28 protein-coding genes are annotated in these 26,130 nt (G+C 46.8%); 17 read left to right on the top strand and 11 right to left on the bottom strand.

The features are described from left to right. Positions 1 to 36 precede the first annotated feature (36 nt). The 17 genes from tgt to ACINK7_RS20190 all read left to right on the top strand — a co-directional run bounded on the left by tgt (position 37) and on the right by ACINK7_RS20190 (position 18,464). The gene (tgt, locus tag ACINK7_RS20270; RefSeq protein ID WP_404358141.1) at positions 37 to 1,152 is read left to right on the top strand and encodes a tRNA guanosine(34) transglycosylase Tgt; all 1,116 of its coding nucleotides are present in this window, start codon (positions 37 to 39) and stop codon (positions 1,150 to 1,152) included. Positions 1,153 to 1,194: 42 nt separating this feature from the next. Then, positions 1,195 to 1,542, top strand: a complete 348-nt coding sequence (gene yajC / locus ACINK7_RS20265; RefSeq protein ID WP_017841974.1) for a preprotein translocase subunit YajC — start codon at positions 1,195 to 1,197, stop codon at positions 1,540 to 1,542. Between the two features lie 27 nt (positions 1,543 to 1,569). Next, a complete protein-coding gene (gene secD, locus ACINK7_RS20260) occupies positions 1,570 to 3,417 on the top strand; it encodes a protein translocase subunit SecD (RefSeq protein WP_404358139.1) in 1,848 nt (615 codons plus the stop codon). Positions 3,418 to 3,444: 27 nt separating this feature from the next. Continuing rightward, a complete protein-coding gene (secF, locus tag ACINK7_RS20255) occupies positions 3,445 to 4,371 on the top strand; it encodes a protein translocase subunit SecF (protein WP_404358137.1) in 927 nt (308 codons plus the stop codon). Between the two features lie 298 nt (positions 4,372 to 4,669). Further along, positions 4,670 to 5,101 carry a nucleoside-diphosphate kinase gene (ndk, locus tag ACINK7_RS20250; RefSeq protein WP_404358135.1) on the top strand — a complete coding sequence of 144 codons (432 nt, stop codon included), beginning with the start codon at positions 4,670 to 4,672 and terminating at the stop codon, positions 5,099 to 5,101. Next, complete coding sequence (gene rlmN / locus ACINK7_RS20245; protein ID WP_404358133.1) at positions 5,076 to 6,188, top strand: 23S rRNA (adenine(2503)-C(2))-methyltransferase RlmN; 1,113 nt, start codon at positions 5,076 to 5,078, stop codon at positions 6,186 to 6,188. The genes ndk and rlmN overlap by 26 nt, the downstream gene beginning before the upstream one ends. Beyond that, a complete protein-coding gene (gene pilW, locus ACINK7_RS20240; RefSeq protein WP_404358131.1) occupies positions 6,178 to 6,957 on the top strand; it encodes a type IV pilus biogenesis/stability protein PilW in 780 nt (259 codons plus the stop codon). The genes rlmN and pilW overlap by 11 nt, the downstream gene beginning before the upstream one ends. After that, positions 6,947 to 8,218, top strand: a complete 1,272-nt coding sequence (gene hisS, locus ACINK7_RS20235; RefSeq protein WP_404358129.1) for a histidine--tRNA ligase — start codon at positions 6,947 to 6,949, stop codon at positions 8,216 to 8,218. The genes pilW and hisS overlap by 11 nt, the downstream gene beginning before the upstream one ends. Before the next feature lie 415 nt (positions 8,219 to 8,633). Further along, complete coding sequence (locus ACINK7_RS20230; RefSeq protein ID WP_404358127.1) at positions 8,634 to 9,272, top strand: tetratricopeptide repeat protein; 639 nt, start codon at positions 8,634 to 8,636, stop codon at positions 9,270 to 9,272. Next, positions 9,273 to 10,454 (top strand): outer membrane protein assembly factor BamB, encoded by a 1,182-nt coding sequence (gene bamB / locus ACINK7_RS20225; RefSeq protein WP_404358126.1) that lies wholly within the window; start codon positions 9,273 to 9,275, stop codon positions 10,452 to 10,454. A 2-nt stretch (positions 10,455 to 10,456) separates the two neighbouring features. Next, positions 10,457 to 11,845, top strand: coding sequence for a ribosome biogenesis GTPase Der (gene der / locus ACINK7_RS20220; RefSeq protein ID WP_404358124.1), 1,389 nt, complete (start codon positions 10,457 to 10,459; stop codon positions 11,843 to 11,845). Positions 11,846 to 12,212: 367 nt separating this feature from the next. After that, a complete protein-coding gene (locus ACINK7_RS20215; protein WP_404358122.1) occupies positions 12,213 to 13,805 on the top strand; it encodes a protoglobin domain-containing protein in 1,593 nt (530 codons plus the stop codon). Beyond that, positions 13,802 to 14,254 (top strand): response regulator, encoded by a 453-nt coding sequence (locus ACINK7_RS20210; RefSeq protein ID WP_404358120.1) that lies wholly within the window; start codon positions 13,802 to 13,804, stop codon positions 14,252 to 14,254. Before ACINK7_RS20215 ends, ACINK7_RS20210 begins: the two co-directional genes overlap by 4 nt. Positions 14,255 to 14,259: 5 nt before the next feature. After that, positions 14,260 to 15,987, top strand: a complete 1,728-nt coding sequence (locus ACINK7_RS20205) for an EAL domain-containing protein (RefSeq protein ID WP_404358118.1) — start codon at positions 14,260 to 14,262, stop codon at positions 15,985 to 15,987. 825 nt (positions 15,988 to 16,812) lie between these two features. Beyond that, positions 16,813 to 17,244 (top strand): secondary thiamine-phosphate synthase enzyme YjbQ, encoded by a 432-nt coding sequence (locus ACINK7_RS20200; protein WP_404358116.1) that lies wholly within the window; start codon positions 16,813 to 16,815, stop codon positions 17,242 to 17,244. A 258-nt stretch (positions 17,245 to 17,502) separates the two neighbouring features. Beyond that, positions 17,503 to 17,958, top strand: coding sequence for a DUF411 domain-containing protein (locus ACINK7_RS20195; protein ID WP_404358114.1), 456 nt, complete (start codon positions 17,503 to 17,505; stop codon positions 17,956 to 17,958). Positions 17,959 to 18,251: 293 nt separating this feature from the next. After that, entirely contained in the window at positions 18,252 to 18,464 is a 213-nt protein-coding gene (locus ACINK7_RS20190; protein ID WP_404358112.1) for a hypothetical protein, read from the top strand. A 211-nt stretch (positions 18,465 to 18,675) separates the two neighbouring features. On the opposite strand, the gene ACINK7_RS20185 is transcribed toward ACINK7_RS20190, so the two are convergent. The 11 genes from ACINK7_RS20185 to ACINK7_RS20135 form a co-directional block, all read right to left on the bottom strand. Next, positions 18,676 to 19,113 carry a hypothetical protein gene (locus ACINK7_RS20185; RefSeq protein WP_404358110.1) on the bottom strand — a complete coding sequence of 146 codons (438 nt, stop codon included), beginning with the start codon at positions 19,111 to 19,113 and terminating at the stop codon, positions 18,676 to 18,678. Positions 19,114 to 21,345: 2,232 nt separating this feature from the next. Continuing rightward, positions 21,346 to 21,660 (bottom strand): hypothetical protein, encoded by a 315-nt coding sequence (locus ACINK7_RS20180; RefSeq protein WP_404358109.1) that lies wholly within the window; start codon positions 21,658 to 21,660, stop codon positions 21,346 to 21,348. A 9-nt stretch (positions 21,661 to 21,669) separates the two neighbouring features. After that, positions 21,670 to 21,906 carry a hypothetical protein gene (locus tag ACINK7_RS20175; protein WP_404358107.1) on the bottom strand — a complete coding sequence of 79 codons (237 nt, stop codon included), beginning with the start codon at positions 21,904 to 21,906 and terminating at the stop codon, positions 21,670 to 21,672. Continuing rightward, positions 21,903 to 22,025: a hypothetical protein gene (locus tag ACINK7_RS20170; protein WP_404358105.1), complete on the bottom strand. Its 123-nt coding sequence runs from the start codon at positions 22,023 to 22,025 to the stop codon at positions 21,903 to 21,905. The genes ACINK7_RS20175 and ACINK7_RS20170 overlap by 4 nt, the downstream gene beginning before the upstream one ends. A gap of 151 nt (positions 22,026 to 22,176) precedes the next feature. Further along, the gene (locus ACINK7_RS20165; RefSeq protein ID WP_404358103.1) at positions 22,177 to 22,746 is read right to left on the bottom strand and encodes a helix-turn-helix domain-containing protein; all 570 of its coding nucleotides are present in this window, start codon (positions 22,744 to 22,746) and stop codon (positions 22,177 to 22,179) included. After that, positions 22,743 to 23,120, bottom strand: a complete 378-nt coding sequence (locus tag ACINK7_RS20160) for a hypothetical protein (protein WP_404358101.1) — start codon at positions 23,118 to 23,120, stop codon at positions 22,743 to 22,745. Before ACINK7_RS20160 ends, ACINK7_RS20165 begins: the two co-directional genes overlap by 4 nt. Before the next feature lie 10 nt (positions 23,121 to 23,130). Continuing rightward, positions 23,131 to 23,574, bottom strand: coding sequence for a hypothetical protein (locus ACINK7_RS20155; protein WP_404358099.1), 444 nt, complete (start codon positions 23,572 to 23,574; stop codon positions 23,131 to 23,133). Continuing rightward, the gene (locus ACINK7_RS20150) at positions 23,574 to 23,936 is read right to left on the bottom strand and encodes a hypothetical protein (RefSeq protein ID WP_404358097.1); all 363 of its coding nucleotides are present in this window, start codon (positions 23,934 to 23,936) and stop codon (positions 23,574 to 23,576) included. Before ACINK7_RS20150 ends, ACINK7_RS20155 begins: the two co-directional genes overlap by 1 nt. After that, positions 23,933 to 24,115 (bottom strand): hypothetical protein, encoded by a 183-nt coding sequence (locus ACINK7_RS20145; protein WP_404358095.1) that lies wholly within the window; start codon positions 24,113 to 24,115, stop codon positions 23,933 to 23,935. Before ACINK7_RS20145 ends, ACINK7_RS20150 begins: the two co-directional genes overlap by 4 nt. Before the next feature lie 3 nt (positions 24,116 to 24,118). Next, positions 24,119 to 25,258: a hypothetical protein gene (locus tag ACINK7_RS20140; RefSeq protein WP_404358094.1), complete on the bottom strand. Its 1,140-nt coding sequence runs from the start codon at positions 25,256 to 25,258 to the stop codon at positions 24,119 to 24,121. A gap of 401 nt (positions 25,259 to 25,659) precedes the next feature. Continuing rightward, the gene (locus ACINK7_RS20135) at positions 25,660 to 25,929 is read right to left on the bottom strand and encodes a hypothetical protein (RefSeq protein ID WP_404358092.1); all 270 of its coding nucleotides are present in this window, start codon (positions 25,927 to 25,929) and stop codon (positions 25,660 to 25,662) included. Positions 25,930 to 26,130 lie beyond the last annotated feature (201 nt).

The raw sequence follows: 26,130 nt of genomic DNA, 5'->3' as shown, positions 1-26,130 counted from the left end.
GGTCGAATGACTAGCCGGTTAACGTCTTAATTATTTATGCAATTCGATTTACTCAATACGGACGGCCTTGCGCGGCGCGGCCGCCTGACTTTCGCGCGCGGTGTTGTCGAAACGCCCGTTTTTATGCCGGTCGGCACCTATGGTTCGGTCAAGGCGATGACGCCGGAAGAATTGAACGACGTCGGTGCGCAAATCATTCTCGGCAATACTTTTCATTTGATGTTGCGGCCGGGTATTGAGGTCATGAACGCGCACGGTGATTTGCACGATTTTATGCATTGGGAAAAGCCGATCTTGACCGATTCCGGCGGTTTTCAAGTTTTTAGTCTCGGTGCGTTGCGCAAGATCACCGAACAGGGCGTAACCTTCAAATCGCCGATCAACGGCAGTTCGATTTTCATGGGTCCGGAAGAATCGATGGCGGTGCAACGGCATTTAGGTTCCGATATCGTGATGATTTTCGACGAATGCACGCCTTATCCGGCATCGGTCGACCAGGCCGCCGATTCGATGCGCCTGTCCTTGCGCTGGGCCGCTCGTAGCAAGAAGGCCCATGGCGAGAATCCTTCGGCCTTGTTCGGTATCGTGCAGGGCGGCATGTATGAGCACTTAAGGCGAGAATCGTTGGCCGGCTTGGTCGATATCGGTTTCGACGGCTATGCGATCGGCGGTTTGTCGGTCGGCGAGCCGAAAGAAGAAATGCTGGCGATGCTCGATGTCGTGCAGCCGATGATGCCGTCCGATAAGCCGCGTTATTTGATGGGCGTCGGAACGCCCGAAGATTTGGTCGAGGCGGTAAGAAGAGGCGTCGATATGTTCGATTGCGTAATGCCGACCCGTAATGCCCGAAACGGCCATTTGTTTACGCGCAGCGGTGTCATTAAAATCCGCAACAGCCGTTATCAATTCGATACTGGGCCGCTTGATGAAAATTGCGGCTGTTATACCTGCCGGCATTATTCGCGTTCTTACCTGAGGCATTTGGACAAATGCGGCGAAATGCTCGGTTCGCGGCTCAATACGATTCATAATCTTTATTATTATTTGCAATTGATGCAGGAACTTCGGCGGGCGATTGAAACTCGGAGCTTGGATGATTATGTCAAGCAGTTTTATCAACAACGAGGTAAAAACGTTCCCGATGTGGCATAATGGCGGCCTTTTGTATAACAACTACTATAAAAGAGGATAACAATGAGTTTCTTAATTTCCGATGCCATGGCGCAAGCCGCGCCGGCGGCTCAACAACCCGGTTTTGAGGGGTTGCTGTTTCCGCTAGGAATTCTGGTGTTTTTCTATTTTTTGTTTCTGCGGCCGCAATCTAAGCGCAGTAAGGAGCATAAGCAGATGATCGACTCCTTGACCAAGGGCGTCGAAGTCGTTACGAATGGCGGCATTTTGGGTAAGGTCGCGGATTTAGACGATAACTTTGTCAAGCTTGAAATCAGCGAGAATGTCTTCATTCAGGTTCAACGCCATGCCATTGGTAGTTTAATGCCGAAAGGCACCTATAAAGCGATCGCCAAAAAACCGAAAGTTTGATATCGGGTTAAAAGTCGGAATAATAAAATGCAAAATCGTTTCCCACTCTGGAAAAATCTATTAATCCTGATCGTCTTTTTGATTGGGCTTATTTATGCCTTACCCAATCTTTTCGGCGACGATCCGTCGGTTCAGGTGTCCTTCTCGAATGTCAGTACGGTCGAGACCGACCAGGTTCAGCAGATAGAAGAATTGGTCAAGCAAGCCGGAATGACCATTAAAGAAGTTGAAACCGGTAATGGAAGTATCTTGGTTCGTTTCAATGATACCAACGACCAATTGAAATCTGCGGATTTACTGAGGGATAAATTGGGGAACGATGCTACTGTCGCACTTAACTTGGCGCCGGCAACACCCGGTTGGTTACGGACGCTTGGCGCAAGCCCTATGTATCTAGGTCTTGATTTGCGCGGCGGCGTTCATTTTATGCTTGAAGTCGATATGGATGCCGCGGTTAAGCAAGCCGAAGAACGTTATAATGATGACGTTCGTTCCGCCTTGCGCGATGCCAAAATCCGTTACCAGTCTGTGTCGCAAGAGACCGGCTATATCCGCGTTAAATTGAGAAGTGAAGAAGACACCAATTCCGCAGTCGCGGTGCTGGACAAGGATTTTTCGACACTGAATATCGAACGGCCGAATGTCGAGAACGAGCTTTGGCTCAGGATTACCGAGGCCGAGCAAAAAGAAGTCAAAAAATTCGCACTGGCGCAAAATATCACGACCTTGCGTAACCGGGTCAACGAGCTCGGGGTCGCCGAACCGGTCATCCAACAGCAAGGCGACAACCGTATCGTCGTGCAATTACCCGGCATTCAGGACACGACCCGTGCCAAGGATATTCTAGGTACGACGGCGACATTGGAATATCGCTTGGTCGACGTCGAACATGACGTTCAAAAAGCATTGAAAGGACGACCGCCGGTCGGCAGCCGTATCTATTACGAGAAAAACGGTAATCCGATTCTATTAGATAGACGCATCATCGTGACCGGCGATCAGATCGTCGACGCTTCGTCCGGTTTGGATCAAAACAGTTCGCCTTCGGTATTCGTGACCTTGAACGGTATCGGCGCGAAGAAAATGGGCAAGATGACCAGCGAGAATATCGGCCGGCCGATGGCGGTCGTGTTCGTCGAATATAAAGTCAAAACGCGTGAAGTTAACGGCGAAAAAGTTCGGACCAAGGAAAAGGTTGAAAAAGTGATCAGCGTCGCGACGATTCGCGATGCATTTAGTAAGCGTTTCCAAACCACCGGTCTCGATAGTACGACCGAAGCCCGTAATTTGGCTTTATTGCTTAGAGCAGGCGCCTTGGCTGCTCCGGTCGATATCGTCGAAGAGCGCACTGTCGGTCCGAGCCTCGGTCAAGATAATATCGACCAAGGAATGAGATCGGTCATGGTCGGTTTTGTTCTGGTGTTGTTATTCATGGCGGCTTATTACCGCGTGTTCGGTCTGGTCGCGAATCTGGCGCTAGGGTTCAATCTGGTCGTTATCGTAGCAATCTTGTCGATGTTGCAAGCCACACTGACCATGCCGGGAATTGCCGGGATCGTGCTGACCATCGGTATGGCTGTCGATGCGAACGTGCTGATTTTCGAGCGCATTCGCGAGGAAATCAAAAACGGCAACACGCCGCAATCGAGTATCTTTGCCGGTTACGAAAAAGCCTTCGGGACGATTTTCGACGCCAACATTACAACGCTTTTGGTGGCCTTGGTCTTATTCGGATTCGGCACGGGGCCGGTCAAAGGCTTCGCGGTAACACTGTCGATCGGTATTTTGTCGTCGATGTTCACGGCTATTTTAGGCACCCGGATGGTGATTAACTGGATATACGGCAGTCGCCGTGTCGAGAAATTGTCGATTTAGGCGCATTTCGGATTAAGAAGACTGATTATGAATAATAAAACGATAGATTTTTTGGGAAAGCGTCAGTGGGCCTATATTTTTTCCGCGTTGCTGCTGCTGGTTTCGATCGGGTCGCTGGCGACTCAGGGTTTAAAGATGGGCATCGACTTTACCGGCGGTACGCTAGTAGAGGTCGCTTATCAAGATGCGGCCGATTTGACGGTGATGCGCGCGGCGCTTGCCGATGAAGGGTTTGGAGACGCAATGGTGCAGCATTTCGGTAGCGCCAGGGATGTCTTGATTCGTTTGAAGCCCGATGAGACTGTGTCTAGTGCCGAGCTCAGCGCGCGGGTCGTTGCTGCGATCAATAAAAAAACGGCGGAACCGGCCGAATTGCGCCGTGTCGAATTCGTCGGACCGCAAGTCGGCGATGAATTGGCCGAAGACGGCGGTTTGGCGATGCTGTATTCGATGTTCGGGGTGTTGATTTATATCGCGTGGCGTTTCGAATATAAATTTGCGTTGGGCTCGGTTGCGGCCTTGATTCACGATGTCATTATAACGCTTGGCTTTTTTTCGCTGTTCGGGCTTGAATTCGACTTGACGGTATTGGCTGCCGTTTTAGCGGTCATCGGTTATTCGCTAAACGATACGATCGTCGTATTCGATCGAATTCGCGACAATTTTAGGATTTTAAGGCAAGTCGGTTCCGAGGAAGTGATGAATACTTCCTTGAATGAAACCTTGAGCCGTACTCTGATGACCTCGTTCACAACGATTTTAGTGTTGATCGCATTGGCTGTTCTAGGCGGCGAAATCATTCATAATTTTTCAGTGGCTTTGTTGGTCGGTATTTTGATAGGGACTTATTCTTCTATCTATGTTGCGAGTCCAATCGTGCTGGCGTTAGGGATTACGCAAAAAGATTTGATGGTGCCGGTCAAGGAAGGCACTGATGTGGATGATTTACCTTAAATCAAGGATGCGGTAATCGATCGAGGTAGTTGAGAAATGAATGGGGTGACTTACCATTGTTAGCAGTTAGCAGTTAGCAGTTAGCAGTTAGCAGTTAGCAGTGAATAGTGAATAGTGAATAGGTCCTGGCATAGAAAAGGCTGTGTTCGCGTTAATAGTTGAAGTGTAAGCATTCAGTTCCCCGGCAATTAACATTCCCACGCTGGAGCGTGGGAACCATAGAGGGATGTGAATGTTTACCAATCGGATGTAATTCGTTAGTTTAATTTTTTTTAATACAATTTGGAGTTATTTAAGAATGGCAATAGAACGTACTTTTTCAATCATTAAGCCTGATGCAGTCGCGAAAAACGTCATTGGCGAAATTTACAGCCGTTTCGAAAAAAACGGTTTGCAAATCATTGCCGCGAAAATGCTGCACATGACCCGTGATCAGGCCGAAGGTTTTTATGCCGTTCATAAAGAACGTCCTTTCTTCAAAGACTTGGTCGATTTTATGATTACTGGTCCTGTCATGATGCAGGTTTTGGAAGGCGAAGATGCGATTGCGAAAAACCGCGATTTAATGGGTGCGACCAATCCTAAAGAAGCAGCGCCCGGAACGATTCGTGCCGATTTCGCCGACAGCATTGACGCCAATGCCGTACATGGTTCCGATGCGCCTGAAACCGCTCAGCAAGAAATCGCTTTCTTTTTTACAGAAAATGAACTTTGCCCTCGCACCCGCTAAGCTGAATAGAATTAATTTGCTCGATTTCGATAGAAAGGGCCTAGAAGCCTTTTTTGTCGAAATCGGCGAAAAGCCTTTTCGCGCGACCCAGTTGCTCAAATGGGTTTACCAGGAAGGCGTCGAGGATTTTTCGCAAATGAGCAATCTGAGCAAGGCGTTGCGCACACAATTGGCCGAACAATGCTCGCTCGATACGCCCGAAATCGTGCTCGAACAAATCGCATCGGACGGCACGCGTAAATGGGTCTTGGAGACTTCTTGCGGAAACCGTATCGAAACGGTTTTTATTCCCGAAGAGGGTCGAGGCACCTTGTGCGTGTCGTCGCAAATCGGCTGCGCATTGGCTTGTACCTTTTGTTCGACCGCCCAGCAAGGGTTTAATCGAAACCTGACGACGGCCGAGATCATCGGGCAGTTGTTCGCCGCGCAAAAGCGCTTGGGATCGTCACAAAAAGTTACTAACGTCGTGATGATGGGCATGGGTGAGCCCTTGCTTAATTTCGACAATGTCGTGGCTGCAATGAATCTGATGATGGACGATTTCGCCTATGGGTTGTCGAAGCGGCGCGTGACAATCAGTACATCCGGCATCGTGCCTGCGATGTACCGTTTGACCGAAGTTTGCGATGTTAGTCTAGCGGTGTCATTACATGCCGTGACCGATGAGCTTCGTAACGAATTAGTGCCGATCAATAAGAAATACCCTTTAAAGGAGTTGCTGGCGGCTTGCCGTGATAATGTTAAATTATCCCCGCGCCGGAGGATTACTTTCGAATATGTGATGCTCGAAGGCATTAATGATTCTGTTCAGGATGCCAAGGCAATGGTCAGGCTGTTGAAAACCGTGCCGTCGAAAATCAATTTAATTCCTTTCAATCCTTTCCCTAATTCGTCCTATCGTTGTTCGAGCAGCGATGCGATTGATCGTTTTCGTACTGTTTTGCATAATGCCGGTATGATCACGACGATCAGAAAGACGCGCGGCGATGATATCGATGCCGCCTGCGGGCAGTTGGTCGGCAAGGTTCAGGATAAAAGTCGCCGGCACTTAAAGTTACAGTTGGTGGGTTCTGAACGTGCCGCATAGGGTAATGCTATTTTGTCGTGTGGTTGCGGCAGCAAGTTTGTTGCTTGCACAGCCGGCATGTTCCTTGTTCGATTCACGAGTGGATAGCGTGGACGCCGCCGATACCCAATTGCAATTGGGAGTCCGCTATATGAGCATGGATAAGCTGGCCATTGCTAAGGAGCATTTGGAGCGATCTGTCGATTTAAATTCAAAAAATGTCGAGGCACATAATGCCTTGGCATTTTTATATGAAAAGCTTAACGAAGATGAGTCGGCCCGGGAAAGTTACGAGTATGCCTTAAAATTGAATGCCGAGGATTTGAGCGTATTGAATAATTTCGGGCGTTTTCTTTGCGAACGCGGCGAGTACGAGGAAGGCATGGGTTATCTGGATAAAGCGGTGCGCAGTCCTTTGAATAACCGCCAGTGGCTTGCGGCAACGAATGCCGGACGCTGCGCATTGGCTCAAAATAATTCGACGATGGCCGAAGCCTATCTGAGGCAGGCATTACAACGGCAAGCCAATTATGCTCCGGCGCTTCAAGCGATGCAAAAGCTCAGTTATCAAAATGGCGATTATTGGGCGGCAAAGGGATTTTATGAACGTTATAGCAACGTTTCCCGGCAATCAGCCGAAGTGCTCTGGTATGCCTACCAAACCGAACGGGCGCTCGGCAATCGAGAGGTCGCCGAGCGATACAAAAGTCAATTGATGGAATCATTTCCGTTGGCGGAAGAGACTCAGCGGATTTATTCAACGCAAGAAAAATTAAAACATGGCAAATAATATTCAGGCAATCCGCGGAATGCATGACATTCTGCCGGATCAATCGCCGTTTTGGCAGTATGCCGAACGGATAATTTCGGAAGTATTAGGATCCTACGGGTATAGCGAAATAAGGTTGCCGATCGTCGAAAAAACCGAATTATTCAAGCGCTCGATCGGTGAAGTGACCGATATCGTCGAAAAAGAAATGTATACCTTCGATGACCGTAACGGCGATTCGTTGACGCTACGCCCCGAAGGCACGGCAGGTTGTTTGAGAGCCTCGCTCGAGCATGGCTTATTGCATAATCAAATGCATCGATTATGGTATTACGGGCCGATGTTTCGGCATGAACGTCCGCAGAAAGGCCGTTACCGCCAGTTTTACCAATTGGGCGTCGAAGCTTACGGTATGTCGGGGCCCGATATCGATGCGGAATTGATTCTACTGAGCCATCGTTTTTGGCAGCGCTTAGGGATTGCCGATAAAGTCGAATTGCAGCTTAATACGCTCGGTACAATCGAAGAAAGGCTGGTTTACCGCGAGAAGTTGGTCGATTATTTCAGTGATCACCTTGAATTACTTGACGAAGATAGTCGCCGGCGTTTGCACACGAATCCGCTACGCATCCTTGACAGTAAGAATGAAGGGATGCGCGAGCTTATTGCTAATGCGCCTGAATTGAGCGATTTTTTAGGCAACGACAGTCTAGCGCATTTCAATTCGTTAACCGAGACTTTGAAGGTATTGGGTATCGATTTTGTTTTGAATACTCGTTTGGTACGAGGCCTCGATTATTACAGTAAGACCGTTTTCGAATGGGTGACCGCCGAATTAGGCGCGCAAGGTACGATCTGCGCAGGCGGACGTTATGACGGCTTAATCGAGCAACTGGGCGGAAAAGCCAATCAAGCGGTCGGTTTTGCGATGGGTATGGAGCGTATTTTGGCTTTGATGGAAACTTTGCCGAGTTTGCCGATCAAACAGGCAGTCGACGTTTATATGATTCGAGTCGGCGAACAAGCAGAGCGAATTAGCATGGAATGGGCCGAGACTATTCGCAATGAGTTGCCCGGATTAAAATTGCAAATTAATTGCGGCGGCGGTAGTTTTAAAAGTCAATTCAAGAAAGCCGATAAAAGCGGTGCCGAATATGCTTTGATCATGGGTGACGATGAAGCGATGCGTGGCGAAGTGGGTATTAAAGCGCTGCGTCAGAATCAGGATCAGCAAAATCTGATGCTACCGCAAGCTTTGGAATTTTTAAAAAGTCGTTTTTGAATCGCCGGTAAGGCAGGAATTGAAATCGGATAAGACAAAGTTTACGGATCGGATCTTATTTAATAGTAAAGTTGATTGTGCTTAGGGTTTGTTCATAAATAACTTCCTCAAAGGGTTCCCATGCTTTGCATGTGAAGCCAGGTAGGGGCGCTCCAGTGTCCCCGAACCGCAGAGCGGTTCAGGCTGCGTTCCCACCACGCAGAGGGTGGGAGCGATGGATACTCTTCTAGTAGACGGAATCTCAATCCTAAGTTATTTCGTACTCATTCCCTAGTGCTCATCAAGAACAGAATAATCTTGTGACGACCCGTAAAATCAGTAATATCCGTGTTCAGTTAAAAGAATAAGCGAGCAAAAGTCAATTCAAAAAATCTGAGCAATCACTAATTTTTAGCAAAAGCACGATAGAGTATTTATGGCAATATACGAAACAGAAGAAGAACAGGTCGAAGCCCTTAAGCGTTGGTGGAAAGAAAATGGACGATCTACGATTACCGGCGTAATTGTCGGTATTGTGATTATCGTCGGCTGGAATATCTGGCAGGATTACAAGCAAAACCAGGCTTTGCAAGCATCGGCTTTGTATGCGCAATTATTGAATGCGCAAAACGAAGGTAATTTGGAGTCTGCCGAAAAAATCGCCGAACGGATACAGGACCAATTCGGTGGTACTGCTTACAACGATTACGCCGGTCTATTTGATGCAAAAATCAAAGTGCAGCAGGGTGATTTAGCCGCTGCGCAACAAAGTCTCGAAGCCGTTGCAAAAAAGGGTAGCGACGAAATTGCTCAAGTTGCAAGGCTCGGCTTGATTCGTATTTTTCTGGCAAAGGGCGAGTATGAACAAGGTTTACAAATGATTGCCGAAGCAAAATACAGTGACGGATTCTCCGGGGCTTATGAAGAGCTGAAAGGCGATTTGTATGTTGCGCTCGATCGCTTGGGAGAAGCGCGTACGGCTTATCAAGCCGCATTGCGTAGCGGACATAAATCACCGTTATTGCAATTTAAGTTGGATGATATTACCGAAGCTGAAATCATTGTTAATCAATAAATGAGACTATTACTTGCCGTTCTGTTGGGTTTGAGCGTGGGGGGGTGTACTGCCCTGGAGTCGTTAAGCGGGATCACCGATTATTTTTTAGGTGGTGAGGATAACACCGACCCGCCGAGTGAACTGACCCAGTATGAGCCTGAAATTGAAGTGGAGTATCTCTGGAAAGAGTCGGTCGGCTCGGGAGCCGGCGAGAAATTTTTAAAGTTGATTCCGGTAATTCATGACGGAAAAATTATTGCCGCCGATATTCAAGGACTGGTTTTGGCGTTGGATTTGAAAACCGGCGACGAGATTTGGGAAGCCGATACCGAGGCTAAGTTTGCCGGCGGCCCGGGCGTTTCCGATTCGACCGTCGTGCTCGGTACCAGCGACGGCAATGTCGTGGCGCTGAACATGGCCAATGGCTCAGAGCGCTGGACCGTTCCGGTGTCGAGCGAAGTGATTTCGGTTCCGGTTGTGTCGCAAGGCATTGTTATAGTTAGAACTACGGACGGTAGAGTGATGGCTTTGAACGAATCCGATGGCACCATGCTTTGGGAATACGAGCTGAGCGTCCCGGCATTGAGTATACGCGGTATCGGCGCACCAATTGTGCTCAATGAAAATGTCATCTGCGGGTTTGCGAACGGAAAATTATTGTCGTTGAGGCTAAGCGACGGTAAGCATATTTGGGAAACCAGTATTGCAATTCCGGGCGGGCGAACCGAAATTGAAAGACTGGTAGATTTAGTTGTCGACCCGGTCGCAACCGATGGCGTGATTTTTATTGCCAGTTATCGCGGTGGAACGAGCGGGGTACTGGAGCAAAATGGCGATGTTATTTGGCGTAATGCCGATGTTTCGTCTTATACCGGTATGAGTCATGATTGGCGTTATCTTTATATAAGCGACGTCAGCAGCGATGTATGGCAACTCGATCAACGTAACGGTGCTTCGTTATGGAAGCAAAGCGATCTACATCAACGAAAGTTAACGGCGCCGGTAGCCTACGATAATTATGTCGTGGTCGGCGATTTCGAAGGGTATCTGCATTGGTTGTCTAAAAGCGACGGCAGGCAGATGGGGCGCATTCGGATTACCGATGCGGCGATTGACGCGCAGCCGGTCGTCGTTGACGACGTGCTGTATGTCTATGCAAAAAACGGCGTTCTTGCCGCATTAAAGGCACGGTTATTATAAATATGTTACCTGTGATTGCCCTAGTAGGGCGCCCCAATGTCGGTAAATCGACATTATTCAATTATTTAACAAGAAGCCGTGAGGCTTTAGTCGCCGATTATCCCGGGTTGACTCGCGACCGGCAATATGGTCGAGTCAAACGCGGTCAGCGCGATTGTTTGGTCGTCGATACCGGCGGGATTGCCGATGATGCGGACGGTATCGATAGCTTTGCCAAAAAACAAGTGCAAGTCGCGCTCGATGAGGCCGATGTGGTTTTTTTTATCGTCGATGCGCGCGAAGGGCTCAATGCCTCCGATCAAAGCATTGCCGAAAATCTTAGAAAACTCGATAAGCCGGTTGTCTTAGTCGTCAATAAGATCGACGGTGTCGACGCGAATGCGGCAGTTTCCGACTTTTATGCGCTGGCGCTTGGCGAGCCTTATAAGATCGCCGCGACACACGGACGCGGCGTTTTCGAGTTATTGGCGCATGTCGATGAATTGCTGCCTATGGCCGAGACGGATGAAGCCGAGATCGATGCCGGAATCGGCATTGCAATCGTCGGGCGGCCAAATGTCGGTAAGTCGACGCTTGTCAATAGGTTATTAGGAGAAGAACGGGTCGTCGTTTTCGATGAGCCGGGTACGACTCGCGATAGTATCTATATTCCTTTTGAACGTAACGGTCAAAAATTTACCCTGATCGATACGGCCGGGATGCGTCGGCGGTCTAAGATTGCACTAACCGTTGAAAAGTTCAGTGTCATTAAATCATTACAAGCGATCGAAAAAGCCAATGTGGTCATTTATTTGATCGATGCCGCCGAAGGCGTGACCGATCAGGATGCGCATTTGTTGGGGCTAGTCTTGGAAGCAGGGCGGGCATTGATTATCGGCTTGAATAAATGGGACGGCTTGGGCGTCGATCAAAAAGATCTGATCAAACGGCAGATGGACATTAAACTCTCTTTCGTCGATTTTGCGCAAAAGCATCCGATTTCCGCTTTGCACGGAAGTGGAGTCGGTAAATTATTCGATGTTGTGCATGAGTTATACGATGCGGCGATGATCGACATGTCGACGCCGGTGCTGACCAACTTTTTGAAGGATGCGGTGACTACACACCAACCACCGCTGGTTCATGGAAGACGCATTAAGCTGAAATATGCGCATCAAGGCGGCAGAAACCCACCGGTTGTAGTGATACACGGTACGCAGACCGATGCCTTACCAGGATCGTATAAACGGTTTTTGATGAATTATTTCCGTGACCGTTTGGGTCTTAAAGGGACGCCGATCCGTCTCGAATTCAAGTCTCCGGTCAATCCGTTCGCCGGAATCAAGAATAAGTTGACCGATCGTCAAGTCAAGAAGAAGCAAAGACTGGTCAAGCATGCGAAAAAAAAATAGCCCCGCGTCATGGCTTTGCCCAAAACCTATGTTCAAGGACGCCGTGAATACATCCATGTAGGCTCTATGCCAGCTCCATGCTGGCAAAGCCTTTGCCGAACACCCCGGTGCCTCCTAAGGCACTGCCGAAATTTGAAGTGCGAAAGGTATAGTTAAACATAGCCAATGGATTATGGAATTTAGGTGATGGGTGAACAGGTCCCTGTAAGGGCTGTGCCTGCATCCCTGCTGACAACGCCTTTGTCGAATACTCTGACGCCTCCATGTGCTAATGCCCAAAAATATCAATCATTGCTGGTTTTTATCTCGCCAAAAATGTACAAAGTGGCATTTGAAATAACCATGAGAATGCTGCTCTAATTCATTTATGGACGACTTAAGCTCATTACGAGCGCTAGGCGATCAGGAGCTTTCCGATCGTCTAGCGCTTATCCAATTATCGACTCGCGATATCGAGTTGCTAAAAAACTTACATGCCCGGTTGAAAGGCGTTCGCATGGACTTTCTCGATGACTTTTATGTGCAGATGTTAAAGTTCGAGGAAACGCGAAAGCTTTTATCGGATCCCGAGAAAGTCGAACGCCTGAAAAGCAAGCAAGTAGCCTACTTTCAACGTTTGATTGAAGGGAAATACGACCGCGATTATGCCAAGGATAGGGTGCAAATCGGCGCAACGCATCATCGAATCGGCTTAAAGCCGCAATGGTATATTGGCGCTTATCATTTTTACCTGGCTTGGCTTTTCGATCGAATGCAAAGCACTCCGCTTAAAGAAGACGCGGATTGCTTCGGTACCTTATTGGCCGTTATTAAAGTTATTTTGTTCGATATCGAATTGGCGATCGATGCGTATTTTCAGGCCGATCACGATATGCTCAGACTCATGGCTCAAGTGTTCGAAAGCAATGTCGAGGGTGTGCTAATTAGCGATACTCGGGGGCGCATTTTGCATGCGAACCGTAAAGTATCATCGATAGCGGGCTATTCGCATGAGGAACTATTGCGTTTGCCGGTGCCAAATTTATTGGCACCGCAAGAGCGGAACGTGTTTGTCGACTACTGGCAGGGCATTAAAGTCGGATCGCCTTGGCAAGGCGAAACGTATTTGCAAAAACGTGACGGAAAATCGTTTCCAGCCTGGGTTAATGTCAGCGCAGTGATGGATGATAATAATCAGGCGACTCATTTTGTCATCGAATTTTCCGATATTAGCGCCTATCGCGAAGCGCAAGAAGCCTTGCAGCATCGTACCGAGGAATTGGCAAGATCCAATAAAGAATTGGAGCAATTTGCCTATGTTGCATCGCATGACTTACAAGAACCGTTGCGAATGGTGGCCAGTTTTACGCAATTATTGGCGCGCCGATATGAGGGTAAGCTGGATGCCGATGCCGACGAGTTTATTCATTATGCGGTCGATGGCGCGACACGAATGCAAACCCTGATCAACGATTTGTTGGCATATTCCAGAGTCGGAACGCGTGTAAAACCGTTCGAGGCGGTGAGTCTCGAAATCGTGTTGCAAAAAGCCTTAGATAATTTACGGCTCGCTGTCGAGGAAAGCGGCGCGGAAATTGTTCGGCCAACCCTGCCCACCATCATGGGTGATACTGTCCAATTGACTCAATTGTTTCAAAACTTGATCGCCAATGCGATTAAATTCCGTAGTGAAGCATCACCGAAAATACATATTTCGGCATCATGCTCGGACGATTTTTGGCGATTCGAATTAAACGATAACGGAATCGGAATAGCGCCTGAATTTTTTGAACGTATTTTTGTGATTTTTCAACGCTTGCATACGAAGGAAGATTATCCCGGAACCGGAATCGGCCTTGCGATCTGCAAAAAGATCGTCGAGCGCCACGGAGGAACGATTAGCGTCGAATCGGAGCCCGGTCGGGGCGCTACTTTTATTATGGTATTACCTAAAATCAAAAGCGAGGAAATGAACCAATGAGTCTGGAAGAGATCGGCCGTGCCGCGGAGTTTTTACTGGTAGAGGATAATCCGGGCGATGTACGCTTGACCAAAGAGGCTTTAACCGAGAGTAAAGTCAAAAACAATTTGAACGTGGTCGGCGATGGCGAGGAAGCCATGGCTTTTTTGAGACGGCAGGGAAGGTATGCCGAAGCCCCTCGGCCCGATGTTATTCTGCTCGACCTTAATCTCCCCAAGAAAAACGGGCGCGAAGTTTTGGAAGAAATTAAAGCCGACCCGAGTCTAAAGCGAATTCCGGTTGTCATTATTACCTCTTCCGAAGCCGAACAGGACGTTTTGAGAACCTATGATCTGCATGTCAATTGTTATGTCAACAAGCCGGTGGATTTAGAGCAATTTATCAAGGTGGTGCAATCTATCGAAACGTTTTGGTTGACCATCGTCAAGTTGCCTTCCGAAATAGCATAATAATAATGAACCAGGTTGCCGCTAAAGTCTTGCTGATCGAGGATAATCCTGGCGATGTCAAATTGGTTCAGGTATTGCTGGAGTCGAATGATGAGCGTCAGCAGCCTTTTGAATTGATTAGGGTTGGGCAGCTAAGCGATGCTTTTCCTATTTTGGCGAAAGGCGGCATTATGGCGATATTGCTCGATTTAGGGTTGCCCGACGGTAACGGGATCGATACCTTGATTCGAGTGCATGCTGCAGCCCCCATGGTTCCCATAGTCGTGCTCAGCGCCGAGGAAGATGAATTGCTGGCAATACGCTCCGTGCAATTGGGCGCACAGGATTTTCTGGTCAAGCATGGTATTTCAGGTATGTTACTGAGACGGGCAATCTGTTATGCGATCGAGCGAAAGCGCTTGATGGAACAATTGCAGTATTTGGCTCATTACGATGTATTGACCGGGCTAGCGAATCGAAAGTTGTTTTACGATAAGTTGAAACATGATGTGATCGGGGCAAGGCGTTCGAAAAAATCATTAGCATTGATCTTTCTCGATCTGAACGACTTTAAAAAAATCAATGATTCTTTGGGGCATCATGCCGGCGACGAATTACTCAAAAATGTTGCGAAACGTTTATCCGGTAGTGTAAGGGCTAGCGATTGCGTAGCCAGAATGGGTGGTGATGAGTTTACGATTATCCTCAATGGTTTGAATAACGCAGAGGAAGCGGCTTTGATTGCCGATAAGATTTTAAAGGCTTTGGTCGAGCCGTTTAAGTTTGGCGGTTCCGTGATGGCCGTTCGCGCCAGTTTAGGAATCGCAACTTATCCCGATGATAGCGATGAATTGGAAAAGCTAATCGGGGCGGCCGATTCGGCAATGTACAAAGCCAAAGCCTCGAGCAGTGAAAAAATTAGCCGGTATTGTTTTTATTCGGCGGCAATGACTGCCAAGGTTCAGCATGAGATAAAAAAGGTTCGTCAACTTGAACATGCCTTCGAAAACGGTGAGTTCGAATTGTATTATCAGCCGGAAGTCGACGTTCATAGCGGAAAGATCATTGGCATGGAGGCTTTGTTACGCTGGCGCCATCCCGATCGGGGAGTTTTGACGCCGTCCTCGTTTATGCAGGATTTAGAAGATACCGGTTTGATCGTTCCTGTCGGGGAATGGGTCATACGGAAAGCCTGCGAACAATGCAAAGTTTGGCAAGACCAAAATTTCCCGCCATTGACGGTGTCGATTAATATATCGGCAAAACAATTTCGCCATAATGGTTTTGCCGATGGTGTATTGGGTGCTATCGATCAGCTACGTGTGAATCCGTCTTTGGTTGAGTTGGATTTTAACGAAGATGCGCTATGGGAAGAAGAGGAGCGTTCCGTTATCCTGCTGGACCGATTAAGCCGAGCCGGTGTGAAACTGTCGTTGGATCATTTCGGTAGCGGATCGATTTCATTTAAAACGTTGACGCGCTTTCCGATTCATGCGATTAAAATTGATTATACGATGATTGCTCAGGCGTCAACTGATTCGGCTGAGACGGCGATAGCCAAGGCCGCTATCGAAATTGCTCACGTATTCAGCATCAAAGGCTTGGCGGGAGGTATTGAAACCCAAGCGCAACTCGAGTGGGCTCGCCGAATTGCTTGCGATGAGGTGCAAGGGTATCTCTATAGCAAGCCTCTTCCGGTTGACGAGGCAACCGCATTAATTGCTCGGCATGATTTTTTGAGTCCGCAAGACTAATACGGCTATTCGTTGAGATGAAAATATTACTACTCCCTTTTGATTGAAAAACCGTCTAACCTATCTTTGACAAGAAAAATAGTAACCCATTGATCTAAAAAGAATAAAAAATCTTATGGTACTACAGGTATTGACAATTTAGATAAATGTCACACAAGATTTGCTGTTTTCTCGAAAAATCATAAACAATTGTAATCATTAAAAAACACTTACCATAGACGCTAAATTTTAAAATGTAGTGCCTGACGACGATTTTTAAATTAGTAAGCTTATGATTTATAATGGTTTTTAAATGTTAGTGTTAAACATGGGCTAAGAATAAAAGGTATGGGGTGTGTCTAACGAGGATTGCCGTATACCCAGCACCTAAATGAACCATGATATTGAATCATTGCCAATGACCTATGGAATTAGGCGCTGGGTAAACCCGTCCATTGGGGCTTGACGGGGCTCGAACGCCAAGGATGGCGTGAATGCAGATTTTGCATGGAGCAAAAAATCTGCCCTGTTGCCGGCATTCTCGCTAGACACACCCCATACCTTCATAAAGTTAACCATTTTTTGAGTATAAAGGGAGTCATTGAGGATCATAAGCCGGATGCGATATTGTTGCGTGAATTGTGTTAAGCAAAAATAGTACCAATCAGATTCATTTATTTCATTTGAAACGACTAAGTGATGCGCTTGAGGCTCTGAAAAGTAGAGAGTTCGATATTGCATTGCTCGACTTGTCGTTGTTCGATGCCTTTGGGCAGGAAACCTTAAAAATCGCGCTAAGTTGGATTAGGGGCTATTAAAAATTAATGCCGAGCGAGTAAACAAGTCATGTGGATCCAAAAGCAAATTAAAATAAGTTCAAAAAAACGCGGCTTTCATTTAATCACCCCTGAAATCCGTCAAGGTTTACCCGAGATAGGTGCGATCAAGTGCGGGTTACTACATCTATTTATCCAGCATACCTCGGCGTCTTTGGGGATTAATGAAAATGCCGACCCCGATGTCAGAATAGATATGGAGGCTTATTTTTCCAAAACGGTCCCGGAAAATGAACCATATTATCAACATACGCTCGAAGGAAGTGATGATATGCCAGCGCATATAAAAAACATTATGATCGGCTGTCAGTTGACAATACCGGTGGGTTCGGGGCGGTTGTTGTTGGGAACATGGCAAGGTGTTTATTTATGTGAACATAGAGAAAATGCCGGTGCTAGAAATATCATTGCGACGATGACGGGCGAGCCGCTTCACCATTAGCAAAAAAAAGATAATCTTTGTTAATCGAATTTCGACACCTATTGGTCGAGTTCTCCGGTCATCGTGTAATTTCACAGTAACGATCATGAAGTCTGGTCACCGCCCCGGTAAATGACAGTGCGAGGCGTGGCGGAGGGGGGCTGTCACTCGCCCGATAGGGTCTTCGGTGCCGAATTTTGATCTGCGATAGGTATAGTCAAGGGCCCGGTGATGCTTTAACTATAAAATGAATTCATGTCGATTTCATAGGAGTAATGAATGAAAAAAATATTAACGATAATGATGATGGTGTCTTTGGTTTTTGCCGGTCGCTTAGCCTTGGCCGAGATTGGAGTGGCCAAGGATGTTGTGGTTTATCGAAGCCCTTCATGTGGATGTTGTGGAAAATGGGTCAAACATCTTAAGGATAATAACTTTAATGTGATTGATAATGTTGTTCACGATGTGGACTCGGTTAAGCGTAAATATGGGGTTCCCAGCGAACTGGCTTCCTGTCATACGGCAATAGTGGGCGATTATGTGATCGAAGGTCATGTGCCTGTCGAAGATATCGAAAAACTCTTGAGTTTAAAGGCCGATGTTTTAGGTGTTGCTGTGCCGGGGATGCCTGTCGGGACGCCCGGTATGGAAATGGGCGATCGCAAAGACGCCTATAAAGTCATTGCGTTCGATAAGGAAGGCCGCAAGCAGGTCTTTAGTGTGCATGCTCCTTAGCTAAATTATGACTATAATGTAGGCGAGGGTCGGCAAGTCTAAGAGAGTTGCCCCGATGTCGCATGTGTCAATGCCGAAATTTGACGTGCAATAGGCATGATTTAAAGCCACCTTAAAAAAGCTATGTTCGCGTTAGAAGTTGAAACGGTTATCTTTCCTGCTAAATAAACCATTTAGGAAATAGCCAATGAGTGCTTTCTAATACACTGAGTGTGTAAGACGGTACGATTACTCGCCTGACAGGACGCCGTAAATACGTCCATGTAAGTGCTTGACGGCGGCGACTGATTGCCATGGATGGCATGAATGCAGATTTTGCAGGAGCAAAAATCTGCCCTGCCGCCGACACCTGTCAATCGAGTAACCGTACCCTTCTTTCAACAATTCGCTCAATATTGAAAAAAGCAAGTTATTTAGAGCTATATCCTTTGGTTTCTGTTGACTTTGAGTTCAAATGGGTATCAACTATTAACGCGAACATAGCCTTAAAAAATGCCCTTTATTAAAAGGGCATTTTTTTGCAGTGAATAGGGTTCGAGAAGGTGCTAATCTAAAATTTGGCAGTTTTACCATGAAGCGCATGAAGGGCTTCAAGACAGTACCTAAACATTCCAGCAAACCTTTTGTGCGAGGGGAAGTTATACACAGCCGAATGACAAGTTAATGAATTAACTTCCTATTCTTCATGGTGAAATGGTTTTTTCTAGGCTAATCGGTTTATAACTCGTCAATGCCGGATAATCCGTCAACCGACCAATTATCAGTATTCAAAATTCCTGATAGATCATCGCCTTTTTTGTATTTAATCCGGCAAGCATATCTTCGAGTGATGCTTGCCGTTTCGGGGCCTGCTATTTCAACCTCAGCATTAATAACGTATTGGTGGTTGCCGATACCCCATGCGTTAAGCGGCTGTGCCGAAAAGAATACCGAATATTTATTATCAAGCTCTTCCTTGATGTAGTTGTTACAGAAGGTAAATGCCAGGTCGGTCATTTCATTGGAAATACTTTCTAGATCACCGATATCTTCTGAGTCAACGAGAAAAAGATCGGAGCTGGCTACTTTATGCACAAATGGCATGATGGCTTCGCGCTGAAATAATATAAGTCCGATGAAGCCGATGATAATAAACAAGAATTTAAAATTTTTCATTGTTGTTATTTGTGTAGTATGGGGTTGTGAGCACAAATGAGATTCTAACAGAATTCAGGATGCAGGAAACTCAATTTGTTAAATTGAAAAGTATTGTAATTTTAGATTGTTAGCTCAAAAGAGGCTTTTGTTGTTAAGTCGTTTGGCAAGGTCAGTCGGTTGATGTAAGTCGATCGACGACGGTATTGTAATAACACCTAGCAACCATTGTATATGTATCAGCCGTGATGCTTGAGTCAATAGTTAATGACTTGCTTATAATGATAGTCTTGAATATGGCGGGACTTAACAGGTATCGGTACTAGGCCGATCAGCATCGAAGCCAGTATGGTGAGATTCGCATCCATGCCGGCGCCTCCTTAGGTACTGCCGAAATTTGAAATGCTAAAGGTATATTTCAGAAAATTACCTAAACATTCTTGCAAGCCTCTTGGGTGAACGAAAGTTCAATGCAAGCGCAAAGTAAGTTGTTAAATGAAAATCTTATTTTTTTAATCTAAAATGCTTTATTCTAGGACGATGCGTCCTGCTTGCTGGTCCACTGTACATCTTGTACCTGCGAGGACATTGGCTATAGAAGGGGCTAAAAAAGTAAGGGCGGATCAATCGGCCCTGTATCTCATCAAATCGGGTGGGTGTAATAGATGTTCCAGTATCCGCCAACCATATCGAATATACCGTGAAGTGAATTGTAATAAGGCTAGAGTCGGTGGCGGAGAGAGAGACAATCGAATTATTTCTATAGCCGCTTGAATCTTAAGGCTTTATGAATGACCGATTTTTGCTTATACCGCGTTTTATACCGTGCGTGATAAAGCGCTGGACGTGTTTTTGGATCGATGGCGGCGAGTGAATAAGCATTTTATCCAGGAGGATATTCGGCAAGCTTGCCGGGAGTTGGTCCAGTGAATTTTATGATTGTATTTTACAGTTTGCTTCGGATTCGTCGGAACCTTTACCTATACCCTAAGCCCTCGTTGCTCACGCCAGTGCAGGCAGGGCAGGCAGGAAAATTTCAATGTCAATGAAAAATGTTTACCTGTAGCGACTTTTTTCAGGATTCTGTCAGGTTTTTGATGTTCAGGTAACGGAAAAAGTAAACAAAAGTAAACAGGCGGTAGGGTGGGAAAGTCCGGGAGCCTTGGCGGCTTAATGGCGGTCGGTGGGATTGGTGAGGTTTTGAAGTGGGGGAGAGTATAACGCCGGTTCGGATTGTAAGCAATGGCGGCTTGGTGGTCGGTTCGGGTTGAGCGCTTTACCGCCAATGACGGATTGGTCTTCGTTTTCGATTGCGCCGGCGAATTGCAGCCTTGAAATTATAGGTTGTCGGCGGCCTGTTTTACCCGGTTTGTCATTGAAAAGCCCAAAAAAGCCCATTTTGGAGCCCACAAAGCCCACGAAAGCCCAAAATAAAAAAATTTTGGGCTCCGTGTATGTATATGATTTATATATCTTTTATATACTATATACTTATATAAAGCCCAAAAGCCTTAAATAATTATATATATATAGATATTTATGTGTGTTGATAGAGGTGTAGCGATGTGAGAGTTTTTTTTGTATGTGTGTGTAGGGGTGAAAAAAACGGGCTTTTGGGCCTGGACCTGTTTTTTTTATATTTATCATGGGCTTAGCGGAGCCCATGAACTGGGCTTTTGTGGCTCCGGAGCCCAAAACATAATCTAAAACTCTAAAAAATGGGTTTGGAACACCTGTTTGACCCGATTAAATGATCCTGAGGAATAGCTTTTTGGTGTCGTTGTCGATATCGCCCTGAGTTCAGATCGAGCAGAACCGGGATCAAGCCGGCCAATATCGACTTGGTGAGCAGTTAGTAAAAATTTACTGAGCGATCCGCCAAAGATTGACAGCGAAAAAGGGCGGGCAATGATGGGGGGAAAGTTGAGAGGGAACGGGCGCGGCTAATACAGATCGTCAAAAGCTATGAAGATTAAAATAGCTTGCTTGTGCGGCGCTGTTTTCATGGTTGAAGCAATGCAGGCGTAAAGGGTAAGGCATAAAAAACACGTTAAGGCCGGTTTTCTTTGGAATTTGAAATTTCGTTTGTTGGGTAGTTTGCGGGTGTGATGGTTTTCTGTTCGCTTTGTGAAGCCGCCGGTTTTTTCGCTAAAATATAGTGATTTGGTCAGGCTTTTTGGCTAACCGGCGACTTCAAAAAACGCCCTCGATCCATGAGGGCAAATGTTAGTTTTATTCAGAAACTTTAACGCTTTATCGATAAAATATTTTAATTAATACCGGCGTGTTGTCTATGACTTCAAGCACCGTAGACAGAAAAATATATGAATAAATTTCACCTCGATTGTGCTTTATTTTTTGCATGTATCGTCCGGTTCGGTCATGAAATATATCGCTAAGTTCCTCGTAAGATGCTTCATTGAGAACCCAAAAAACAGTTTCCTTTTCAATCCTTTCGTGGTCTTCTTTTTTCTTTTTCAAGTGTTTTTCATGATCGGCTTTTATCCTCGCAACGCCATCAATTCCGGATTCGTTTTTAACTTGCTCGATAAGTTCTTTTATATCCATTGTTAAGCCTCACTTTGTTGTGTTTACTGAATGATTGATTAAGTATGCCCAGGCGATCCGATCACCAAGCCGGCAATTATCGTATTCCTTCCTGATTGAAATTTTAGCTGTCGGTCTTGGCTTCGATAACAATCGAAACAATGCTTTTTCGTCGATCACAATGCGCTGAACGATGAAGATATCGGCACCGGCCCGGCAGGATGTAACGATTAGCATTATTGCCATAATGACGTAGAGCGTTTTCATTTTCGCCACCTGCGGTATGAAGTTGCCCGCCACCAGTTTTCCAGATAGCCAGCCGCGAAAATTAATATCACGCCAACTAATGCGCCGGTTAAAAATCCGGTAATCACTGCTTCTTTCATTTTGCCGCCTTAGCCGGGATAGTCGCCCCGGCTTGCAAAATGGGTTGTATGCCGTAACCGCGCGAAAGAAGCTCGAGAAGGTCTTTCGATGTGTCCTTGTCGAGCCGTAGCCGCGCAATTACCCGATTGTTTTTTACTATCTCCAGGCGGATCATGATCTAGCCCCCAAAAATTGCTTGATCGATTGCAGCTCTCCGCGTCCGGTTTCGCGGTCAATTTGCCGCTGAGTTTGCGGCGGCTGCCAGGGTTTGAAACTCAAATGCCCGTCAGCTTGCTCCGTTTTGTCCGCTGAGGTTTTCTCTAGGCGTTCCTCGCGCGCGTTTTTTTGATTCTTGGTGGTTCTTGATGATTTGGGTATCATGGTGTTACTACCAAGGTCACATGGTGTGACTACTTGGTCACATGGTGTGACTTGTTGATAACCGCTTTCCGGTATCGTGGTGTTACTGGTTTGGTCGTTTTCTGTGGATAACTCAAGCTTCAAAAAATACCCATTTGAACGGCCTTTTCCTTTAATTTTCTCCAAAAACCCTAACGCCTCAAGTTTCTCTACTGACCTAATTGCTGTCATTCTCGAACAGCCCGCCCTTTGCGCAATATTGGCGAATGATGGGTAACAGAATCCAACATCATTAGCTCTATCGGCCAAGGCTATAATTACGGCTTTTGCTGCGCCGGTTAGCGGTAGAGTGAACGCCCAGTTTAAACATTGAATACTCATTGCAGCACCTCCGCATTTCGCGCCCAAGCCTCGAAGAACATCGAACCTTTGGCGATATGGTCGTCGATATTAGCTGATAAACTCATCGCGTCCATGCCCAAAACCAAAAGCGAGTCATCGATAATATTAACGTCTAAATAACGCAAGCTGTTCAGGTTGACCGGGAACCGTGCGCCATCATACAAACCAAGCAAGAACCGGCGAATAACCAACGCTTGCCGGCTGTTTGACTTGGCTATATTGAACAGCCGATGCAGTGCCGGAACACCTTTAATCTCGGCATCGTTCCGGCTTTTTTCCTCCAAGTGAAGCACTTTAACCAAGTCGCCGATCGAATTTTGAACGGGTGAACCGTAATAATTACTATTTATCATGTTCGCCCCCTCAATCGACTAAGCAATAAAAAATGTCATGCCGCCCGACCTCGTCGCAATAATCGATAATCGCGGTTCGTATGTCATGAAAGATATCGTGAAGGCTTTCGTGGCATCGGTCTCCTTGGTCTTCAATCAGTAGGCCCAGGGCATAGAGCGAAACAATCAAGCCGGTCGGGGTATCGTCAACGTTCTCGAGTTCCACATTCGTGAAGGGATTAATTAACGTAAAGCCTTCGCTCGATCCCAGGCGAAGGAAGGCGGCCTTAGAATCTTCGAGCAGGCAGTATTCGAAATAGCCGCCAGAATAATCTTTAATAACCTTATCCGCGATCCTGAACACGAGCTGATCGAAAAGCGGTGTACGGAAATGCTCATAAAGAAAGTCCAAGCGCTTATTTTCCGGGACGATAACGACACGTTCGACGATGTTCTTTGAAATTGGCTTATTCATTATCTAGCCTCCCTAATCGCTTTGATCTTGCGCTCAATGACAAAAAGCTCATCATCCGACCAACCGGGAACGTGCCGAATGTGAAGGATTTCATGAAAAAGCCGGAAGGCTTCGGCGTCCAGGTGGATGATATCGAAAAGGCTTTGGCCGAAAGGAATATTCCGATAAGTTGAATTAAAAGCGTCCGCCAAATAATCCCCGGATTGACCGCCTTGCTCAATGCGCTTAAGCAAAAGATCGGCCTCCAATGGCATCGGTTTTAAACCTCGTTGTTTTTCCTGATCCGCTAAGATATTGACAAGCCTTGTCGATAAATCGGCATTAGGTTTTGTATTTTGTTTCGACGTTGACCACGGCTTCATGACGTACCCCCAACTAAACGCAAATCGACAAAGGCGATAGTCACGCCCGGTTCGGGTTCTTGCTGCGATATCCTACGTTGGCAACGCTTTGCAGCCTCGATAGATCGATGTTTATGACCACAATCGGAATACAGGGTTTTATTGCCGCGAAAGGCCTTGATTAATACATGCCAGTTCATGATTTAACCCTCCACGCTGTCGTCAGCTTCGTCGGTTTCGTAAAGCATGAAGTCCTTTTGAAAGTCGAACTCTCCATGCTTAACGCTAACTCGAGCAATAACGTATTCAATCTCGGGGTCGTAATCTTCTAGCGCATTATCCGAATACAATACCAATTTCAACGCCTCGACCGTTGCGCCGGGTAATGATTGGTTAGCCTCCCTCTTGATGGCTTCGAGTGTTAAAAATTGGTCGTCGGTCAGTGTGATAACTTCGCGGGTAATCTCCTGGATCGTGCCGCCGTATTCGCTCAGGTAATCCCTAGCATCGGCATAGAGTGCCGCACGGTCCACGGCTTCGAATTGATCCAGGGGCTCAAAAACATAATCCGCCATGGCGCAAAGAATCTCATGGTTTGGAAGCAAACCGGCCTCGAATTTCCGCTGGTCTATTGCTGTCATCATGTTTCTGGCAAACGCGCGGAGCTGTGCGGCTTCTCGCTCTTTGGCTTCGGCCTCGGCCTTTTCGGTCGCTGCTTTGCGTTCGGCGGCGATCCGGTCGCGGGTTTCCTTGGCTCGGTCAAGTTGCCCTTGGATGTGGTCGGCGACTTGATCCAGGCTTGCAAGGCGGTCTCCAACTTCCGGATTCGATAGAACTCTGTCGCGAATCTCATCAATAGATTTATCTTTGCCGAAATACAAAGTTCCAGCGCTTTGATAAAAATATCGGTGCATCCATGTTTTATCGGCTTTTTCGGATGTGATTTGAATAAGCGCATGTTTGCCTTGCTCGATCTCTAAGCGGCCAGTGCGCGTATCGATGTGATGCGGGTTATATGCGGAGTTTTCGACAATCCGCCGGGTAATGATCTCGACCGCCTCATCGATTCGGGCTTGCTCTTTGGCTTGATCGGTAAGGATTTTGTTGTAGGCTCGGTCTAACAGCTCGGTAATGCTTTCGGTGCCGTCGATCTTGGCGCCGGTGTTGCCTTCGCCAATGATGAAATTGATATCGACAAGGGTTTGTCGTTGTTGCGCGGTGAGTTCCGAAGGTTTGACGGTTCGTTCGATTTTGCCGTGTAGGTCGTAACCGGCAAGGGTGGCCGCGTCGCGATCAATGTAGATGCGGACGGTAGTTTGGTTGGATGGATTTTGAGTGGTCATGATGACGTGCTCCTTTGCTGCGGTTGTAAACCACCGGCCAGAGCTACCAAACTTTGGGCGGTGGGTGATGTAACAGGTTGGTAGACCGGGCAAAGGGTCCGGCAGGCTTTCGCCTCCTGTTACACACCCACCATAATGATGAGGGCATAAAAAAAGCCATGAGCCTGACGGCGCATGACCTTATGCGCCTTTGCTGAACCGGCTACCAACCCGGCACGAATTTGTATTCGTCGGATTTAAGTCTAGCATTTCAGAAATGTTTTTCAAGGTCTTAAGGTAATTTTAATTAATTCGTAAAACGAATGGCTTGCATAAAATACACAAGCCTTTGAAATATATGATAATTCTTATTAACTTTTAAATGTAAGTTTCTTTACCTAACGGCAATCGTTGCGGTTTCTTCACGTCAAAAGCGTCTTATTGTCTTTGCTCCCCCACTTATAACCATTCGTCGGCGGTGGTGGCGGTGGTGGCGGAGCTGCTGCTCTTTGCCTTAGCCGATCATATTCAACCAACTCATAGGCCGATTTCAACCCCGACGACCTCGCAAGAAGAATCTCGTCCTTCGTCGGTTCCCCTGGAAATTCCTTATCGGGGAACGTAAGAGCCATTGTCATAGACAAAGCTTCGCCGCTGGTGCCATTTTTCTTTCTATCGTCAAAAACTGACATAAATCACCTCATTTTTTTGTAAATTGCCGAAGATATCGCCGTAATTCAGGGTTAGCGGTGCTACCTAAATTCTCTACCCTCGAGCCGTTTTCATCGTGAACCATTCTAACCCTGTCGATCTGTAAAGCGCTCGGGTTTAGCTCGAAGGCCTCGCCAATGGTTCTGGCTTTTTCTGAAGAATAGGTTCCATCTTTTGTGTGA

Source organism: Methylotuvimicrobium sp. KM1 (assembly GCF_044788715.1).
Classification (GTDB): Bacteria; Pseudomonadota; Gammaproteobacteria; order Methylococcales; family Methylomonadaceae; genus Methylotuvimicrobium.
Note: the sequence above shows the minus strand (reverse complement) of the source record. Positions and strands in the feature narration are given on the sequence as shown.

Excerpts from the sequence above, each read along its gene's own strand:
- ndk (WP_404358135.1), top strand. The coding sequence starts at position 4,670 with ATGGCAATAGAACGTACTTTTTCAATCATTAAGCCTGATGCAGTCGCG.
- ACINK7_RS20165 (WP_404358103.1), bottom strand. The coding sequence starts at position 22,746 with ATGAGTATTCAATGTTTAAACTGGGCGTTCACTCTACCGCTAACCGGC.
- ACINK7_RS20150 (WP_404358097.1), bottom strand. The coding sequence starts at position 23,936 with ATGAAGCCGTGGTCAACGTCGAAACAAAATACAAAACCTAATGCCGAT.
- ACINK7_RS20230 (WP_404358127.1), top strand. The coding sequence starts at position 8,634 with ATGGCAATATACGAAACAGAAGAAGAACAGGTCGAAGCCCTTAAGCGT.
- tgt (WP_404358141.1), top strand. The coding sequence starts at position 37 with ATGCAATTCGATTTACTCAATACGGACGGCCTTGCGCGGCGCGGCCGC.
- ACINK7_RS20215 (WP_404358122.1), top strand. The coding sequence starts at position 12,213 with ATGGACGACTTAAGCTCATTACGAGCGCTAGGCGATCAGGAGCTTTCC.
- yajC (WP_017841974.1), top strand. The coding sequence starts at position 1,195 with ATGAGTTTCTTAATTTCCGATGCCATGGCGCAAGCCGCGCCGGCGGCT.
- bamB (WP_404358126.1), top strand. The coding sequence starts at position 9,273 with ATGAGACTATTACTTGCCGTTCTGTTGGGTTTGAGCGTGGGGGGGTGT.
- ACINK7_RS20195 (WP_404358114.1), top strand. The coding sequence starts at position 17,503 with ATGAAAAAAATATTAACGATAATGATGATGGTGTCTTTGGTTTTTGCC.
- hisS (WP_404358129.1), top strand. The coding sequence starts at position 6,947 with ATGGCAAATAATATTCAGGCAATCCGCGGAATGCATGACATTCTGCCG.
- ACINK7_RS20190 (WP_404358112.1), top strand. The coding sequence starts at position 18,252 with ATGGATGGCATGAATGCAGATTTTGCAGGAGCAAAAATCTGCCCTGCC.
- secF (WP_404358137.1), top strand. The coding sequence starts at position 3,445 with ATGAATAATAAAACGATAGATTTTTTGGGAAAGCGTCAGTGGGCCTAT.
- ACINK7_RS20185 (WP_404358110.1), bottom strand. The coding sequence starts at position 19,113 with ATGAAAAATTTTAAATTCTTGTTTATTATCATCGGCTTCATCGGACTT.
- ACINK7_RS20205 (WP_404358118.1), top strand. The coding sequence starts at position 14,260 with ATGAACCAGGTTGCCGCTAAAGTCTTGCTGATCGAGGATAATCCTGGC.
- ACINK7_RS20155 (WP_404358099.1), bottom strand. The coding sequence starts at position 23,574 with ATGAATAAGCCAATTTCAAAGAACATCGTCGAACGTGTCGTTATCGTC.
- ACINK7_RS20175 (WP_404358107.1), bottom strand. The coding sequence starts at position 21,906 with ATGAAAACGCTCTACGTCATTATGGCAATAATGCTAATCGTTACATCC.
- secD (WP_404358139.1), top strand. The coding sequence starts at position 1,570 with ATGCAAAATCGTTTCCCACTCTGGAAAAATCTATTAATCCTGATCGTC.
- ACINK7_RS20200 (WP_404358116.1), top strand. The coding sequence starts at position 16,813 with ATGTGGATCCAAAAGCAAATTAAAATAAGTTCAAAAAAACGCGGCTTT.
- rlmN (WP_404358133.1), top strand. The coding sequence starts at position 5,076 with ATGAACTTTGCCCTCGCACCCGCTAAGCTGAATAGAATTAATTTGCTC.
- ACINK7_RS20210 (WP_404358120.1), top strand. The coding sequence starts at position 13,802 with ATGAGTCTGGAAGAGATCGGCCGTGCCGCGGAGTTTTTACTGGTAGAG.
- ACINK7_RS20135 (WP_404358092.1), bottom strand. The coding sequence starts at position 25,929 with ATGTCAGTTTTTGACGATAGAAAGAAAAATGGCACCAGCGGCGAAGCT.
- ACINK7_RS20180 (WP_404358109.1), bottom strand. The coding sequence starts at position 21,660 with ATGGATATAAAAGAACTTATCGAGCAAGTTAAAAACGAATCCGGAATT.
- ACINK7_RS20145 (WP_404358095.1), bottom strand. The coding sequence starts at position 24,115 with ATGAACTGGCATGTATTAATCAAGGCCTTTCGCGGCAATAAAACCCTG.
- der (WP_404358124.1), top strand. The coding sequence starts at position 10,457 with ATGTTACCTGTGATTGCCCTAGTAGGGCGCCCCAATGTCGGTAAATCG.
- ACINK7_RS20140 (WP_404358094.1), bottom strand. The coding sequence starts at position 25,258 with ATGACCACTCAAAATCCATCCAACCAAACTACCGTCCGCATCTACATT.
- ACINK7_RS20170 (WP_404358105.1), bottom strand. The coding sequence starts at position 22,025 with ATGAAAGAAGCAGTGATTACCGGATTTTTAACCGGCGCATTAGTTGGC.
- ACINK7_RS20160 (WP_404358101.1), bottom strand. The coding sequence starts at position 23,120 with ATGATAAATAGTAATTATTACGGTTCACCCGTTCAAAATTCGATCGGC.